Source organism: Larkinella sp. C7 (genome assembly GCF_006149005.1).
Classification (GTDB): domain Bacteria; phylum Bacteroidota; class Bacteroidia; order Cytophagales; family Spirosomataceae; genus Larkinella.
On sequence record NZ_VBSL01000003.1, the window covers coordinates 166718 to 181633 of the forward strand.

General features: G+C 51.6%; 10 protein-coding genes. 4 read left to right on the forward strand and 6 right to left on the reverse strand.

Annotated features, from left to right (window positions below; all coding sequences use genetic code 11):
- Nucleotides 1–13: 13 nt before the first annotated feature.
- Together FH871_RS09105 and FH871_RS09110 are read right to left on the reverse strand one after the other, a co-directional pair.
- Nucleotides 14–3769, reverse strand: coding sequence for a PAS domain-containing sensor histidine kinase (locus FH871_RS09105; protein ID WP_229317150.1), 3756 nt, complete (start codon nt 3767–3769; stop codon nt 14–16).
- Nucleotides 3770–3851: 82 nt separating this feature from the next.
- Nucleotides 3852–4178, reverse strand: coding sequence for an iron-sulfur cluster assembly accessory protein (locus tag FH871_RS09110; protein ID WP_138991136.1), 327 nt, complete (start codon nt 4176–4178; stop codon nt 3852–3854).
- A gap of 174 nt (nt 4179–4352) precedes the next feature.
- On the opposite strand from FH871_RS09110, the gene FH871_RS09115 reads away from it, so the two are divergent.
- Nucleotides 4353–4877, forward strand: a complete 525-nt coding sequence (locus FH871_RS09115) for a hypothetical protein (RefSeq protein ID WP_138991137.1) — start codon at nt 4353–4355, stop codon at nt 4875–4877.
- A 12-nt stretch (nt 4878–4889) separates the two neighbouring features.
- Here the strand turns inward: FH871_RS09115 and FH871_RS09120 are convergent, their stop codons facing one another.
- Nucleotides 4890–5771, reverse strand: a complete 882-nt coding sequence (locus FH871_RS09120) for a hydroxymethylglutaryl-CoA lyase (RefSeq protein ID WP_229317151.1) — start codon at nt 5769–5771, stop codon at nt 4890–4892.
- Between the two features lie 58 nt (nt 5772–5829).
- Complete coding sequence (locus FH871_RS09125) at nt 5830–6918, reverse strand: patatin-like phospholipase family protein (protein ID WP_138991138.1); 1089 nt, start codon at nt 6916–6918, stop codon at nt 5830–5832.
- A gap of 238 nt (nt 6919–7156) precedes the next feature.
- Here FH871_RS09125 and FH871_RS09130 point away from each other — a divergent pair, with 238 nt between their 5' ends.
- Nucleotides 7157–9580 carry an endonuclease MutS2 gene (locus FH871_RS09130; protein ID WP_138991139.1) on the forward strand — a complete coding sequence of 808 codons (2424 nt, stop codon included), beginning with the start codon at nt 7157–7159 and terminating at the stop codon, nt 9578–9580.
- A gap of 7 nt (nt 9581–9587) precedes the next feature.
- On the opposite strand, the gene FH871_RS09135 is transcribed toward FH871_RS09130, so the two are convergent.
- The gene (locus FH871_RS09135) at nt 9588–10151 is read right to left on the reverse strand and encodes a Uma2 family endonuclease (protein ID WP_138991140.1); all 564 of its coding nucleotides are present in this window, start codon (nt 10149–10151) and stop codon (nt 9588–9590) included.
- Between the two features lie 97 nt (nt 10152–10248).
- On the opposite strand from FH871_RS09135, the gene FH871_RS09140 reads away from it, so the two are divergent.
- Together FH871_RS09140 and FH871_RS09145 are read left to right on the forward strand one after the other, a co-directional pair.
- Nucleotides 10249–11157, forward strand: coding sequence for an LEA type 2 family protein (locus FH871_RS09140; protein ID WP_138991141.1), 909 nt, complete (start codon nt 10249–10251; stop codon nt 11155–11157).
- 87 nt (nt 11158–11244) lie between these two features.
- The gene (locus tag FH871_RS09145) at nt 11245–13779 is read left to right on the forward strand and encodes a YfhO family protein (RefSeq protein ID WP_138991142.1); all 2535 of its coding nucleotides are present in this window, start codon (nt 11245–11247) and stop codon (nt 13777–13779) included.
- Nucleotides 13780–14148: 369 nt separating this feature from the next.
- On the opposite strand, the gene FH871_RS09150 is transcribed toward FH871_RS09145, so the two are convergent.
- A complete protein-coding gene (locus FH871_RS09150; protein ID WP_138991143.1) occupies nt 14149–14889 on the reverse strand; it encodes a hypothetical protein in 741 nt (246 codons plus the stop codon).
- Between the last annotated feature and the right edge of the window lie 27 nt (nt 14890–14916).

The following is a 14916-nucleotide window of genomic DNA, read 5'->3' on the forward strand; positions in this document are numbered from 1 at the left end:
GCCTTCAGCGTTGTTAATTGAGCCCGATGCTTTCGCCTTTCAGTCCACTGCCCGTACCGATGGGCGGAATGTGTGGTAAACTGATGAAAAAGGTGGTTCCTTCTCCGGTTGCGGTTTCAAACCAGATGCTGCCACCGGCGTGTTCGATCCCGCGTTTGGCAATGGCCAGCCCCAGGCCGGAGCCGCCCTCTTTTGTGCTGAAGTTGGGTAGGAAAATTTTACTGCGAATGGCTTCGGGAACCCCTGCCCCGTTGTCACTGATTTCAATATTGATGTGATCGTCGGTAACCGTTAGCCGTAGTTTAATAACCGGCTTCCGGTCGGCCGAAACGGATTGTACACTGTTGATAATCAGATTGGTAAGAATGCGGCCAATCAATTGCCGATCGCCCATAACCATCACCGGATACGGGGAAATGTCCCGGATCAACGTGATTTTGCCATCGTCGGCATACAGGTCGGCGGCTTTATTGATCACTGAGGTGATTTCAAACAACTCATTTTTGGGTAAAGGCATTTTGGCAAAGTCGGAGAACGACGTAGCGATGTCACTCAGGTTGTCGATCTGGTCGAGCAGCGTCTCCAGCGTTCGTTGCAACACCCGCCGGGCCGTCGGACTGTCGGATTGCAGCGTGCGTTGCAGGTGCTGCAGCGTCAGCTTCATCGGCGTCAGCGGATTCTTGATTTCGTGGGCAACCTGCTTGGCCATTTCCCGCCAGGCCGACTGTTTCTCACTTTGTGATAGGGCCTGCTTTTTCTCTTCCAATTTCACCAGCATCCGGTTGTATTCGCCAATCAGCAACCCGATTTCATCGTCCGATTTCCAGTCCAGCGGCTCGTTAAACCGGTCGAGGTTGGTTTTGCGGATTTTCTGCGTGATGATTTTGAGCGGTTTGGTCAAAACGTTGGAAGCCCAGTAAGAAACGAGCAGGAAGACCATGAACAGACCCGTAAACACGCTCAGCGCCGTAGAAACGACGTCGATCATTTGGTGTTCGAGTTCGGGTTCGGAATTGAAATGCGATACGCCCAACATGCCCAGCAACTCTCCATCGTAGGATTTGATGCTGGCATACGCCGTGCGGTATTGCTTCGTTCCCAGCGACTCGGTCAGCAAAACCTGGTTTTCTTTCCCTTCAGCCAGGTGAATATACGCTTCCGGATTGATCCGTTTCGATAAATGACCACTTTCGTAGACCAGCGGCTGGGTCGAGCAGAAGAGGGTTCCGCTTTTGTCGAAAATACTGATGTCGATATCGTCATCCTGCGTGATTTTCTTCAGTTCCTCCTCGAGATACGCCTTGCTGGTGGTTCCCTGCAAAAAGCTGGTCCAGTCGCCCCGGAAATTGGAGCTGATGTTCTTGGCATTGGTCAGGTACGTGGTTTGTTGATACGCATCATAATTGGAACTAATTACGCCAAACGTAATGGCGACAACGAGCACCAGCGGCAAAAAGAAGGCTGCGTTGAGGTAGAGTTGCGTTTTAGTCGAGTAATTGATGTAAAACCGGGAGAAGCCAAACCGGATGGAATAGATCAGGATCAGAATCAGGATATACAGAATCAGAACCAGGTAGAGAAAGGAGAAATTGGAAAAGAGGTTGCGAATCGGGTAGTTTCGGGATGAGATGACGACAATCCGGCCGCTTTCATCCCGCAAACCAACGTGTTTGTAGTTTTCGTGTGATACGCCCTGGTCGAACAAAACACGGTCACCCAGCAGGGATGCCGGTAACTTCCGGTCGTAGTTGTATTCCCCGGAATTGTACAGCATTCGCTTTCCGGGGCTGTAAATGGCATAATTGTAAATTTGTGTTTCGGGGGCCTGCATGAATTTTTTGTCAGTCAGCAGGTTGGGATCCAGTCGCCCGGACTGATTTCGGGTTAATTTCAGATCGAGCACGACATGCCCCACCCGGTTTTCACCCAGTTTGAAGTCGAAAAACTGGACGTATTGCTTGATAAAGTTATTGCCGGCATCGTTGATGAAATAAATACCGGGGTATTGGGTTCGGTATTGATCCCGCCGGAAACGCTCGGCATAATTCCGATAATGGGTTTCTGCCTGCGGATTACCCGGGAATGGATTGCCTGAGTTGAAAATCAGAACATCGATCGAATACCGTTCAAAATACCTATCCAGGTGAACATTCTTGACCCGCTGCTGGATGCGTTCGCGCAGCAGCAGGGTGTCACTGGCCATGACCCGCCGAATTTCGGCGTCCTGCGTGATGGCAGTTCGTGACTTGTTGAGCAGAAATTCGCCAAATGCATCGTTTTCGACCAGCAACTGTTCGCCAAATTTCCGTTTGTTGACGAGATCTTTTTTCAGGCCCTGATTGTAAACGACATAGGTTGCTACGGTCGCGCAGACAAAAGCCGTAAAAAACAGGTAGAGGGTGGTTTTATACCGGAATGAATACAGCGCGCGCGGAAAACGACTCACATACAGCACCATAAAATACACCCCCTGGATCGCTAAAATCCAGGGCATTGGCATGGAGTCCTGCCAGAAAAGCAAGACCGACAGAAGGGTGCCTACCAGGAACCAGAGCAGGCCCCGCCACAGGGTTAAATTCAGGCGGATGAACAGACTGGAAAAAACATACTGAAGCAGAAAAAAAACCGTCGATATGCCGATAAAAACCAGCAGGCAGGCCATTTTTAAGCTGGAAAAGGAAAGACTGAGCGTAATATCGAGCGTAAAACCGGACTTCTCGTAGATCGTATTCAGTTCGTGGAAACATCCGTAAAATACGCTATAACTGAGAACAACCGTGATCGTCGAAACGAGGGCTTTTAACCCATCCGACTGGCGCAGAAGCCAGTAGTAGGAGCGGGTGCGGTAAAAGGTGCTGGCCAGATACAGGGCCAGAATGACCATCACGATGCAGTTCAGCAATTGATCGCCCAGAGAAGGTGCCACCACCGACGAACCGAAATAGCCGGGATTGAACAGATCGGTTTCAAAGAACAAAAAAGGAACGCCGAAATACAGCATCACCGCCCGAAGAACGATCAGATACAGGGCCAGAATGACAAAACCCGCCCCATAATGCCGGCTTCGACGTAAATTCAGGGTTCGGCGAACGAGGTAAATGCCCATGAAAAAGACCGACAACAGGGCCAGAATGACCGTGTTGACGGGTGAAGTCTGGTTTTGATAGCCCTCCATTTGCGGAGGAATGACCGAAAACAGAAACACCGGCGTCTGGTCATACATGCTTTCGTAAATGCTGCTTTTTTCCACCGAGATTTCCTGCGGTGTCAGCGAAAACAGATCCGGGTTGTATCCCGAGCGCAGGTAACCATTTTCAGTCTGGTAATGCCGGTAGACATTGACAAGCGAAAACACCTCCAGCGAATCCGTACCCTGCTTGACAAACTGCCGACTGACCAGGTATTTGCCCTGCGGAAATGACATCAGCCGGGGGTATAGAATGCTCTTTAGTTGTTGATAATCAGGGATAAAACGGTAGTCGGACCAGTAGAGGAGCTGCCTGTTGCGGAAGACGTAATACGGATATTTTGTTTCCCGGCTCAGGCCGGCAAAGGTGGGTGGCGCTTTCTCCCGAAGCAATTCGCTGACGGCCTGGAGCTCTTCCGAACTGGTGTTCAGTTCATTTTTGATCCGTTCCTGAGTCGTCTGCAAATACTGTTCATGGGCCGCACTGATTGCGCCCCTTTCCAGCACGGAATAGAAGAAAACTGACAGCCCGAGTGCCAGAATCGATAGAATCAGGAAGATATGCTTGTTGAGTATACTCACAACAAAAATGGATGAAAAGGCTTTCCCTGCCTGATATAACCCCAAAATCATGCCAAAATTTCTGGCATACTCCCCGCATCAATTACTGGGGTTCGGCTACCGTCGGCTCCGGTTTCTGAATGGTGAAACCGCGTTCGTCTTCCGTATTCTCATACCCGACTTCTACCCCCAACACGTAAAGCAGGTGTTTTTTGTCGATAATTACCCGAATGGTATCAATGTCGAATACCTCATCCGCCTGGCCGGGCTGGTCGAAACCCAGGACCCACGATGAACCACAGCCTCCGCCCCGAATGCCAACCCGCAACCCATAGGTATCCGGGATTTTGTTGGCCCGGAACGTCTCCTGAATCTGATCAATGGCTTGTGGTGTCAAACGAACCGGATTTTTGATGCTTTCAATAAACATACTAAGTAAAAATTCCGTTTGCTGACTGAAATTTACAAACTTTACCCCACAATATAGCCACCCATTGCCAGTTTTCAGTGTGTGGCTTTCGCCACCGGCCTGGCAACGCTGCCTGCGGGACCGGCGCTGGTGGTGGATAATGGAAAGTCGATCAAAGACGCTTGAAAATTACGTATGGATTTTGTCCCTGATTTAGTAAAATTGCTGGTTCCGGCCGGTCTGGTTTTATACGGAATGTATGTAACCGTCAAACTGATGCTTGAGCGCGAAGCCGAAAAGCAGCGCGTCGATCTGAAAAACCGGTATACCAGCGAGGTAACCCCGTTGCGGCTCCAGGCCTACGAACGGATGGCCCTGTTTCTGGAACGCATCACCCCCGCCAACCTGCTGTTGCGGCTGAGCGCTGAGGCCCCGGTGGCGCTGGATCTGCAACAACTGCTGCTGCGCGAAATCCGGGAAGAATACAATCACAACGTCTCCCAGCAGATTTATATGAGTCAGGCCGTTTGGGAAGAGGTGCAGAACGCCATGAATGAGGTGATTATGCTCATCAACGAAGCCGCCGGGCAAGTTTCGCCCGAATCGCCCGCCCTGGAGTTGTCGAAGAAGATTTTTGACATCGTGATTCAGAAGAATAGCCAGCCCACGGTGGCCGGTCTCAAAGCCGTCAAGAACGAGGTGCAGGCGGTTTTTCTGTAACGTATCTGCGCACTAAACGGGGCCGCCCGGCGGTTCGTGGGTATTGAGAATTTCGGAGGATAAAACCAGTGCTTCGGTCAGGCGATTTTGATCTATTCCGGTTTCAACTCCTTCTTTTTCAAGTAAATAGACGATGTGCTCCGTCGGCAGATTACCGGTCAGGTCATCCGACGCCATCGGGCAGCCGCCCAGGCCGTGCAAGGCCCCGTCGATGCGCCGAACTCCCGCCCGCAGAGCGGCCTTCACTTTTTCGGTGACCTGCTCCGGGCGGGCGTGCAGGTGGGCGCCGAACTCGATGGCCGGAAACGTGGCCAGCAAATACCGGAACAGGGTCTCAATGCTTTCGGGTGTCGACGAACCGACGGTATCGGACGGTGCGATGATTTCGATGCCGGTCTGGATCAGCCGTTCAGTAAATTGTCCAATCAGCTCGGGGTTGTACGGGTCACCATACGGATTGCCAAAACCCATCGACAGATAAACGACCAACTGCTTTTGGTGGGCAGCGCATAGGTGCTGAATGGCTTCTACCTCCGCAAACGCCTGTTCGATGGTTTTGTTGGTGTTGCGGAGTTGAAACGTTTCGGAGACCGACAGCGGAAAACCGAGGTACTGAATGTCGGGAAACGAAACCGCTTGCTCCGCCCCGCGTACGTTGGCGATGATGGCGAGTAACTTCGTTTTGGTTCCGCTCAGGTCCAGACCGGCCAGCACCTCCGCCGTGTCGCGCATCTGCGGAATGGCTTTGGGGGACACAAAACTGCCAAAATCAAGCGTGTCGAATCCCACCCGCAGCAGCGCGTTCAGATACCGTATTTTGTCGGCTGTCGGAATAAAACCGGGAAGGCCCTGCATGGCATCGCGGGGGCATTCGATCAATTTAAACGAATTCATGGGTGCAAGATGGGGCAACTTATTGAAAGTTGTCTCGTTTCAAAAGAATTTGCCGGGCTTATTCCTGATTTACAAAGGCCAGAATGGCGTCTTTGTGTTTTGTATAATACCGCTTGGCACATTCCTGCATGCCTTCCAGAACGTCTTTTTTTACTTCATCCAGGCCAATTATTTTGTTAAAAATTGGTTTTAAATCGGCAATGTCCGGATCATCGAAGGTGGGAGCCAGTCGTTTGTACCTTTTTTTTGTAAGTACCTGACTGACATAGTATTCCGAAACTTGTACATTGGATTCCGTCAGCAGATCGGGCAGGTACTTTACCCATTGAATTTCACCCCAATCGCCGGTTTTGATATCGTTTTTTGGAACAAAATTCTTGTTGGATGTACCACAACTGATCGACAGAACCCGCAGCTCGCTTAATTCCAATCCCAGACCCTTTCTTAATCCGTCCGGGTAACAGTAATCGGGCGTTTCTCCATCGTCGGGGCCGAATTCATTATCATTGATGGCAAAAGCCACAGCCGCCATCGCCGGATGATTCAGCGCCACCCCGCCGTCAATGTATTGTTTTTCATAAATAGGGAAGTAAGTCGGTCCGGCCGAAGTCCGCAAAGCCAGATCAACCAAAGTGTCTTTTTCATAGCGCTTCAAAAACGAATTGAAGACAATGGCCCGGAAATTAGTAGGTTTCATGTCGTCACCAACCTTGACCGTCGGATTCAGATCAAAGCTGGGAACCATCAAAATCTTCCGTAATTCGCCCTCTCCTAAGCTGGGATTGTGTTTTTCATGGACTTGCTTCAGGGTTGTATCTGCAAACAGATTCTTTAAAATCTTTTTCAGATTATCATTGGAATAATCGGAACCGAGTTTTTTGCCGAAACCGTCCCTCACGTCATCGAACCAGCTATCATCAAAAATTTCCTCCGCTTTGTTAAGGTACAAATCAACCAATTGGCCGGTCTCAAGACCAAAGAAAAGTCCAATGCTGATAATACCGCCGGTTGACGTCCCAATAAATAAATCAAATAAGTCCAGCGGTTTTTTGCCGGTATCCTGCTGGATGCATTGCAGAATCGTAGCCGGAATAAGACCCCGGGTCCCGCCCCCGTCGATGGAAAGAATGCGCAGTGGTTTATTCATGATTCACAGAGTGTTAAGGGTAGTTTTAAACGAGTGGACAAGGTAAAAAATCGGGAATTGACTTTCACTGCGTAGTTTTACGGCTTTTAGGGAGAAAAATACCTTTTCTGATTGGGAGAAGGTATTGGAAGCCGTTTTAAAAGAACCGCTTGGCCATCTCTGGTGTTATTTTAACGTACCCACGGACTTTCGTCCGTGACATTCCTTACACCGTGGGTACATTTTCAAAGATAAGTAGATGCTATACCCCGATTCATTTGAACAAAAATTAGGTTTCGATAAAATCCGCGACTTGCTGCGGCAGGCTTGTATCAGCCCGCTGGGGCAGTCGTATGTTGATAAAATCCGGTTTTCCGACAATTTCCAACTGATCGATAAAATGCTCCGGCAGGTGGCCGAGTTCAAGACCATCGTGCAGTATGAACCGGAATTTCCGTCGTCCAACTATCTCGACATTCGCCCGCAGCTCGCCAAAGTCCGGATTGAGGGCATGATGCTCACCGAAGAGGAGTTCTTCGACCTGAAACTGACACTTCGGACCATCCAGTTGTGCCTGCGGTTTCTGGCCGGAAAAGAAAAAGAAGTTTACCCGTATCTGAACGAACTCGCTGACGCCATTACGGTGGACAAAAAGCTGACCGAAGCCATCGAGCGCGTCATCGACGACCGGGGCCACGTCCGCGACAATGCCTCGCCCGAACTCGCTACCATTCGCCGGCGGATCATCAGCGAACAGGCTGGCTTGCGCAAAAAACTGGATGGAATTATGCGAAACGCCCGCCAGCAGGGCTGGATGCCGGATGATATTTCGCTCACGATCCGCAATGGTCGCGTCGTGATTCCGATTTCGGCAGAACACAAACGGCGGTTGAAGGGCTTTATCCACGACGAGTCGGCCACGGGGCAGACGGTTTTTATCGAACCGGCGGAGGTCTTCGATGCCAACAACGAAATCCGCGAAATGGAGTACGAAGAACGGCGCGAAGTGGCCCGCATCCTGCGCGAGCTGACTGCCCTGCTTCGTCCCTACCTGCCTGAATTACAACGCGCAACCACCTTTCTGGGGTTGATCGACTTCATCCGGGCGAAAGCCAAATTTGCCCTGCAAATCGACGCCGGGATGCCAAAACTGGTCAACCAGCCGCTGGTCGACTGGCTCCAGGCGCGGCACCCGCTGCTGCATCTGTCGTTTCAGAAACAGGGTAAAAAAGTGGTTCCGTTGAACCTGCTGCTCGATTCGGGCCAGCGGATTCTGATTATTTCGGGACCCAACGCGGGCGGGAAGTCGGTGGCACTCAAAACGATTGGCTTGCTGCAATACATGATCCAGAGCGGTTTGCTGATTCCGGTGATCGAGGGCTCCACGGCGGGTGTTTTCCAGAATCTGTTCATCGATATTGGCGACGAGCAATCGCTTGAAAACGACCTCAGTACCTACAGCTCGCACCTGACCAGCATGAAGGCGTTCGTGACCTTTGCAAACCGCAAAACGCTGTTTCTGATCGATGAGTTTGGTACCGGAACCGAACCCGGGCTGGGTGGGGCCATTGCCGAAGCCATTCTGGAAGAACTCACCAAATCGGGTGCTTACGGCGTTGTGAACACGCACTACACCAACCTGAAACTCTTTGCCGACAAAACCACGGGACTGGTCAATGGCGCGATGCGGTTTGACGGCGAACACCTCGAACCGCTGTATGAACTCGAAATTGGCCGACCCGGCAGTTCGTTTGCGTTCGAAATTGCCTCGAAAATCGGCCTGCCCAAACCGCTGATCGACCGGGCCAAAGAAAAGCTGGGCTCGCAGCAGGTGAACCTCGAAAAACTGCTGAAAGAGCTGGACATCGAGAAGCGGGTGTTTGCCGAAAAAAACATGGAAGTCGGGATCAATCAGCGCAAACTGGCCCAGCAACTGGCCGAAACCAACGCCCTCAAAACCCGGCTCGACAACGACCAGAAACGGCTCCTGAACGAAGCCAAGCAAAAAGCCAAAGCGCTGGTGGCGGAGGCCAATCAGCGGATTGAAAATACCATCCGCGAAATCAAGGAAAACAAGGCCGAGCGGGATATGACGCGGCTGGTTCGGCAGGAACTGGAGCAGTTCGACAAAAAAGAACTGAAGCCGGAAACGCTGGTGGAGGAAGTCCGTAAAAAACCGGAAAAGGTCGAACCGGAGGAGTTTTTGCCCGAATCGGGGGCCATCGCCGTGGGCAGTTTCGTGCAGATCAAAGGGCAATCGACGATTGGCGAGGTGCTGGCGTTGCGCGGAAAAGACGTCGAAATCCGGATTGGCGACCTGAAATCAACGATCAAACTCAACCGGCTGGAGAAAGTCAGCCGGAAAGTCTATCGCGAAGCCGTTGGGGAAACCGCCCGGCCCAAAATGCAGGGAATCGACCTGAACGAGAAGATGATGAACTTCAGCTTCAACCTCGACATTCGGGGGCAGCGGGGCGAGGAAGCGATGGTGGAACTGGATAATTTTATCAACAACGGCCTGATGCTGGGTTACGCCGAACTCCGGATCGTACACGGCAAAGGCGATGGTATTCTGCGAACGCTGGTGCGCAATCACCTGCGAACCTTTCCGCAGGTCGTTTCCATGCAGGACGAACACGCCGACCGGGGCGGGGCCGGGGTGACGGTGGTGAAGATGAAATGATAAAGATTCAGATACCTTCGTAGATCTCTGCCAGCGTCATTGTAACCCCCAGTTTCTCCAACGCGATTTTGGCGTTCAGACCGTCATAAATCGTGTATTTCCAGAAATCGGCGGAGCGTTCATAGAGTTCAACGCCGTAGTGCTTTTGAGACACGAGCAAATAGTATTGTAAAGACGGAATTTTAAAGTATTCAAGTCGTTTATCCTGGATGTCGAACCGTTGTGAAGACTCGGAAAATACTTCGATCAACAAGCTGGGCGATTGCACAACCGTCTCTGAATCATCGGCCAGATCGGCGGGCTCGCAGGTGTAGATCACGTCCGGATAAACGTATCTTTCGCCGGTCTTTAGTTTTTGCTTGATGCTTTCTGTAAAGATGGAACAGCCGCTTTTCCGGGCGAAGGGGTACAAAATCCGGGCAAACGATTGAACGATTGCGTTATGCCTTTTGGTCGTTCCGGCCATCGCAAAGACTTCGCCATCAAAGAATTCATACCGAATTCCTTCTTCTCTTTCCAGTGCTTCGTACTCCTCGAAGGTGTATACTTTCTTCTCTGTACCTGTGACCATCGAAAATTCGTAATTTCTTGCTTCCATAAAAATAGTGAATACTTGGTAAACAGTCTCATAGTAGGACGGTTTAGTACCCGACAAGTAACTCAATAGAATGAAAAAAGGATGGCTTATTGCACTGGGACTGCTACTGATCGGCTTCATCGGCGCTTATATCTGGTACCAGCGTCAGCAGAAACGGGCGGCTGATGAACCCCACGGAACCGTGTTAGTCCCCCGGCTGGAACTGGCCTCTTTTCTGATTACCGACATCGACGATGACCAGCTTATGATGAGCATGAAGGTCCTGATCGACAATCCGTTGCCGGTCGGTTTTAAGGCAAAACGCGTCGATTACGAAGTCTATATCGACACGGCGCTGGTCATGAAAGACAGCTACCGCAAAACCGTCGAACTGGAAGCTGGCGATAGCACCCTGGTTACGCTTCCGGTCAAACTGCTCTACAAGCGGTTTATGAACATTCTCGAGCAATTGGACCAGCAAAACGTCGATAGTACGGTTTACACGATTCGATCAACCTTCGATCTGGACGTGCCGGTTTTGGGACAGCGGTCGTTTTCAGTCAAAACCGAAAAGAAGCTGCCGACGCTTTACCTTCCCACCATTAAAGTAACGGCTATTGATTTTGGTAAAATTAGCTTTAAACAGACGGATCTGGCTGCGAAAGTGGAGATTGGAAACCGGAACAAATTCCCTCTGAATTTTAAAGATACCCACTATATTGTCAGCATCGACGGCGATGTCGTTGCGGAAGGAAGCCAGCCGGAACCCATCCTCATCAAAGCGCAGGCCGTTACGCCCGTGGTTTTTCCGGTGACGCTCAAACCCGGAAAATTCGACAACGTCGCTCTGAAGGCGTTGTTTGACAAGAAGAATACGAATTATCTAATTGAATTCCGGAGTAAGCTGATCAGCCCGGATGGCAACAGCGCCCTGGACGACAGCCGGATCGTAAACCGCATCAAAGGCACCCTGGCAGACCTCAAAGAACTGAAAAAGTGACGGGCGGAGTTTCCGCCGTGTTGGAAAAAAGCGTTTCTTTACTCGTTATTTCATCGCTGCGCTGCGCTTCGTATTCCTAACGATTGTATGAATTTCAAACGCTTTCTTCCTCACTTAGTCGCCGTCATTGGGTTTGCGGTTCTGGCCGTCCTGTATTGCTCGCCCGTTTTAAAGGGCAAACGATTGAATCAACACGATATCATTCAGTCCGTTGCGGCCGGTCGCGAAGTGGTCGAGTACCACAAACAAACCGGCGAATGGGCGTGGTGGACCAACAGCATGTTCGGTGGAATGCCCGCTTATATGATTTCCGGCGATTATCCCACCAGCCTGACCCACAAACTCGGTCAATACATCAATTTACTGCTTCCCGACCCGGCCAACTACATCTGGCTGATGATGGTGGGCGGTTTTGTGCTCATGCTGGCGTTGGGCGTCAACGTCTGGTTGTCGGCCCTGGGAGCCATTGCGTATAGTTTTGCGTCCTACACCTTGTTGAGTCTGGAAGCGGGTCACGTTTCAAAAATCCTGGCCCTGGCCTACGCGCCGGGGATACTGGGGGGCGTCATTCTGGCTTTGCGGGGTCGATACCTCACCGGGGCCGCGCTGGCGGCTTTGTTTCTGGGCCTCGAACTCTACGCCAACCACGTGCAGATCACGTATTATCTGGCCTTTGGCATCATCATCTATGTCCTGATCGAGAGCGTGGTCGCCATCCGGGAAGGGCGAATCCGCCAACTCCTGCTGGCGTTGTCGGCACTGGGTGTTGCGGCTGTTCTCGCCGTTGGGACGCACACCACCCGGCTCTGGAATGCCGCTGATTACGTGACCGTTACGACGCGTGGGAAATCCGAACTGACCATAACACCCAAAGCAGAACCCGGTGCGCCGGCGGCTGCAGCCACGACGCCCGAAGACGGTTTGGGGAAAGACTACGCGTTTCAGTACAGCTACGGCATTGGCGAAACGTTTACGCTGCTCATTCCCAATTATGCCGGTGGCCCATCCGTCAGTTCGCTCACGACGGACTCGGAGACTTACAAAAAAATGACCGGCATCGGCGTCGATCCGGGCAATGCTCAACAGTTTGTGCAGCAATTGCCGATGTATCACGGAAATCTGTATAGCCAGAGCGGCCCGGCCTATGCGGGGGCCATCGTTATTTTCCTGTTCGTACTCGGTTTGCTGATTGTTCCCGGTCGGCTGAAATGGTGGGCGCTTGGCATCGCTTTTCTGTACATTGCCTGGGCCTGGGGCAAAAACTTTCCGGCTTTCAACTACGCCTTTTTCGATTACTTCCCGGCTTTCAACAAGTTTCGGGCGGTCACGATGACGCTCACGCTGGCGCAGTTGCCGCTGGTGCTGCTCGGCATTCTGGCCCTGAAAGAGATTGTCGATAAAAAATATTCGGCGGCTCAACTCAACCGCCCGCTGCTGATCAGTTTGGGCGCAACGGCCGGTTTTTCGCTGCTGATGGCGCTGGCACCCACGGTTTTTCAAAGCTTCCGGGGCAACAACGACGAGATGATGCTGAACAATCTGGAACAGGGTCTGCAAAGTAAACCGCTGGCCGAACAGGTTGTTGCCGCGATGATCGACGACCGCATCGGCATGCTGCGTTCCGACGCTTTCCGGTCGGCCATTCTGATTTTGCTGGTCGGTGGCCTGATCTGGCTGTTCGTTCGGAACCGCATCAAACCCCTTGTTTTCTACCCGGTTTTGCTGGCGCTGATGATTTTTGATTTGTTCAACGTCGACAAGCGGTATTTCAACAACGATGATTTTGTGAGCAAACAGGCGATTCAGGAGACGATTACGCCAACAGCCGCCGACGAGCAGATTCTGGCCGACAAAGCCCTCGATTTCCGGGTGCTCGACCTGACCGCCAGCTTCATGAGCGACGCCAAAGCGTCGTATTTCCACAAGTCGCTGGGAGGCTATCACGCGGCCAAACTGCGCCGGTACCAGGAGCTGGCAGAGTTTCAGCTTTACCGGAATTTGCGGGAACCCCAAACGGCACCCAATGCGATGAATGTCATCAACATGCTGAATACGAAGTATTTCATTACGCAGCTTCAATCCGCTAACCCACAGCAGGCGCCGGGGCCGCCGGTGGCGCAACGGAATCCGGGGGCGCTGGGCAATGCCTGGTTTGTGGAGACTTACCGGCTGGTGCCGAATGCCAACGAGGAAATGCAAGCCCTCGACAGCCTGAATACCGCCAAAGCTGCCGTGGTCGATCAGCGGTTTGCCGAACAGTTGACCGGCTTGAAAATCCAGCCCGATTCGGCCGCCAATTCGATTCGCCTGACCAGTTACAAACCGAATGAACTGATCTACGAAAGCAACGCGACCACCGAGCAGTTGGCGGTTTTCTCCGAAATCTATTACAACGTTCGCGGTGAGTGGCAGGCCACCATCGATGGCAAGGAGGTGCCGCACCTGCGGGCGAATTACGTGTTGCGGGCGATGCGCGTTCCGGCCGGAAAACATACGATCGTTTTCAAATTTGATCCGGTTTCGATCCGCGTCGGTAAAGTGGTCGATCTGGTGTGTTCACTGTTGATCATCGCGTTTATCGGGACGGCGGTTTTCATCGAAAACCGGAAAAAAACGGTGTGAAAATCGGAGAGAGGCCGGTTTAAAACGCCCGTCAATGCCGTTTAAACCGGTCAGAAATGAAATAGTCTTTGTTATCTGAACCAGCCAAAAATGCCGTTAGGCATGACCATTTTGTAGATAATAGTGATTTGTTGTCTGAACCGATCAGAAATGCCATTAGGCATGACCATTTTGTAGAAATTGCTGCGTTCCAAGTAGTAAGTTCCGTAGGAACGATTCATTTGACTAGCGCATTAAATGGGCCGTTCCTACGGAACTTGTACGTTTTTCTTCCAGGCTTCTGCTACAAAATGGCCATGCCTAACGGCATTTCTGATCGAGACCATCTTTTCTTCAAAGTGGTCATGCCTAACGGCATTTTTGGCCGGTTTAAAAGGCAATGATGGGTGATGCCTTCTTCATTTTTCTGATCAATTGCCGGATCGAAACCAGATGCCCGAACAAAACCACCGGAACCACCAGGCCGGGCAACCCGACAAACGGAAATTTCAATACGCCAACGTTGGGTTGATCGAAGGCCAGTTGCTGAAAGGGAGTGGGGGCGGATGCGATGGCATGACCGACAATATTGATCAGGAGAACCAAAGCCAGGAAGTTCCAGAACAGCAATTTCCGGTAGTCGGCTGGTCGGTTTTTTGAAGCCCAGTAACCGGCCAATGGCGCGGTGACGCCCGCCAGGATATCAAAATTTCGTCCCTCGAACGTCATGACTTCCGGAATTTGCTGGGAAACGAATAAACCGTACAAAGTCAACTCCACCGGAATCCGGATCGTGTTCAGGTGCGTCAGCGTTGGAAGTGGCAACTGATCCAGAAAAATGCGTCCGGGTTTCGTGAGAAACAACCCCAGGATGATCAGCAGCGGTGGGCCAATCATGAGCAGGAACCGGGGCGGCACAGCGTCGATGTTCAGGAAAAACTGACGTTGGGCCAGCACCAGCAAAACCATCAGCCAGAGGATCATACTCATCAAGATAAGACCAGCCCTGGTCGGAGCGGCTTTGCGAAGAGCGGTATAGAAAACCGCTAAGGTGATAATCAGAATTCCGCCAAAACAGAGGCTCAGCCAGAGGGGCGGATTGTCGGAAAGGTGTGAAAGATTGCGTACCATTGTTGTTGACAGCTATGTCGTTGGATG

Coding starts and splice junctions, on each gene's coding strand:
- FH871_RS09110 (WP_138991136.1), bottom strand. CDS start 4,178: ATGTTTATTGAAAGCATCAAAAATCCGGTTCGTTTGACACCACAAGCC.
- FH871_RS09115 (WP_138991137.1), top strand. CDS start 4,353: ATGGATTTTGTCCCTGATTTAGTAAAATTGCTGGTTCCGGCCGGTCTG.
- FH871_RS09120 (WP_229317151.1), bottom strand. CDS start 5,771: ATGAATTCGTTTAAATTGATCGAATGCCCCCGCGATGCCATGCAGGGC.
- FH871_RS09125 (WP_138991138.1), bottom strand. CDS start 6,918: ATGAATAAACCACTGCGCATTCTTTCCATCGACGGGGGCGGGACCCGG.
- FH871_RS09130 (WP_138991139.1), top strand. CDS start 7,157: ATGCTATACCCCGATTCATTTGAACAAAAATTAGGTTTCGATAAAATC.
- FH871_RS09135 (WP_138991140.1), bottom strand. CDS start 10,151: ATGGTCACAGGTACAGAGAAGAAAGTATACACCTTCGAGGAGTACGAA.
- FH871_RS09140 (WP_138991141.1), top strand. CDS start 10,249: ATGAAAAAAGGATGGCTTATTGCACTGGGACTGCTACTGATCGGCTTC.
- FH871_RS09145 (WP_138991142.1), top strand. CDS start 11,245: ATGAATTTCAAACGCTTTCTTCCTCACTTAGTCGCCGTCATTGGGTTT.
- FH871_RS09150 (WP_138991143.1), bottom strand. CDS start 14,889: ATGGTACGCAATCTTTCACACCTTTCCGACAATCCGCCCCTCTGGCTG.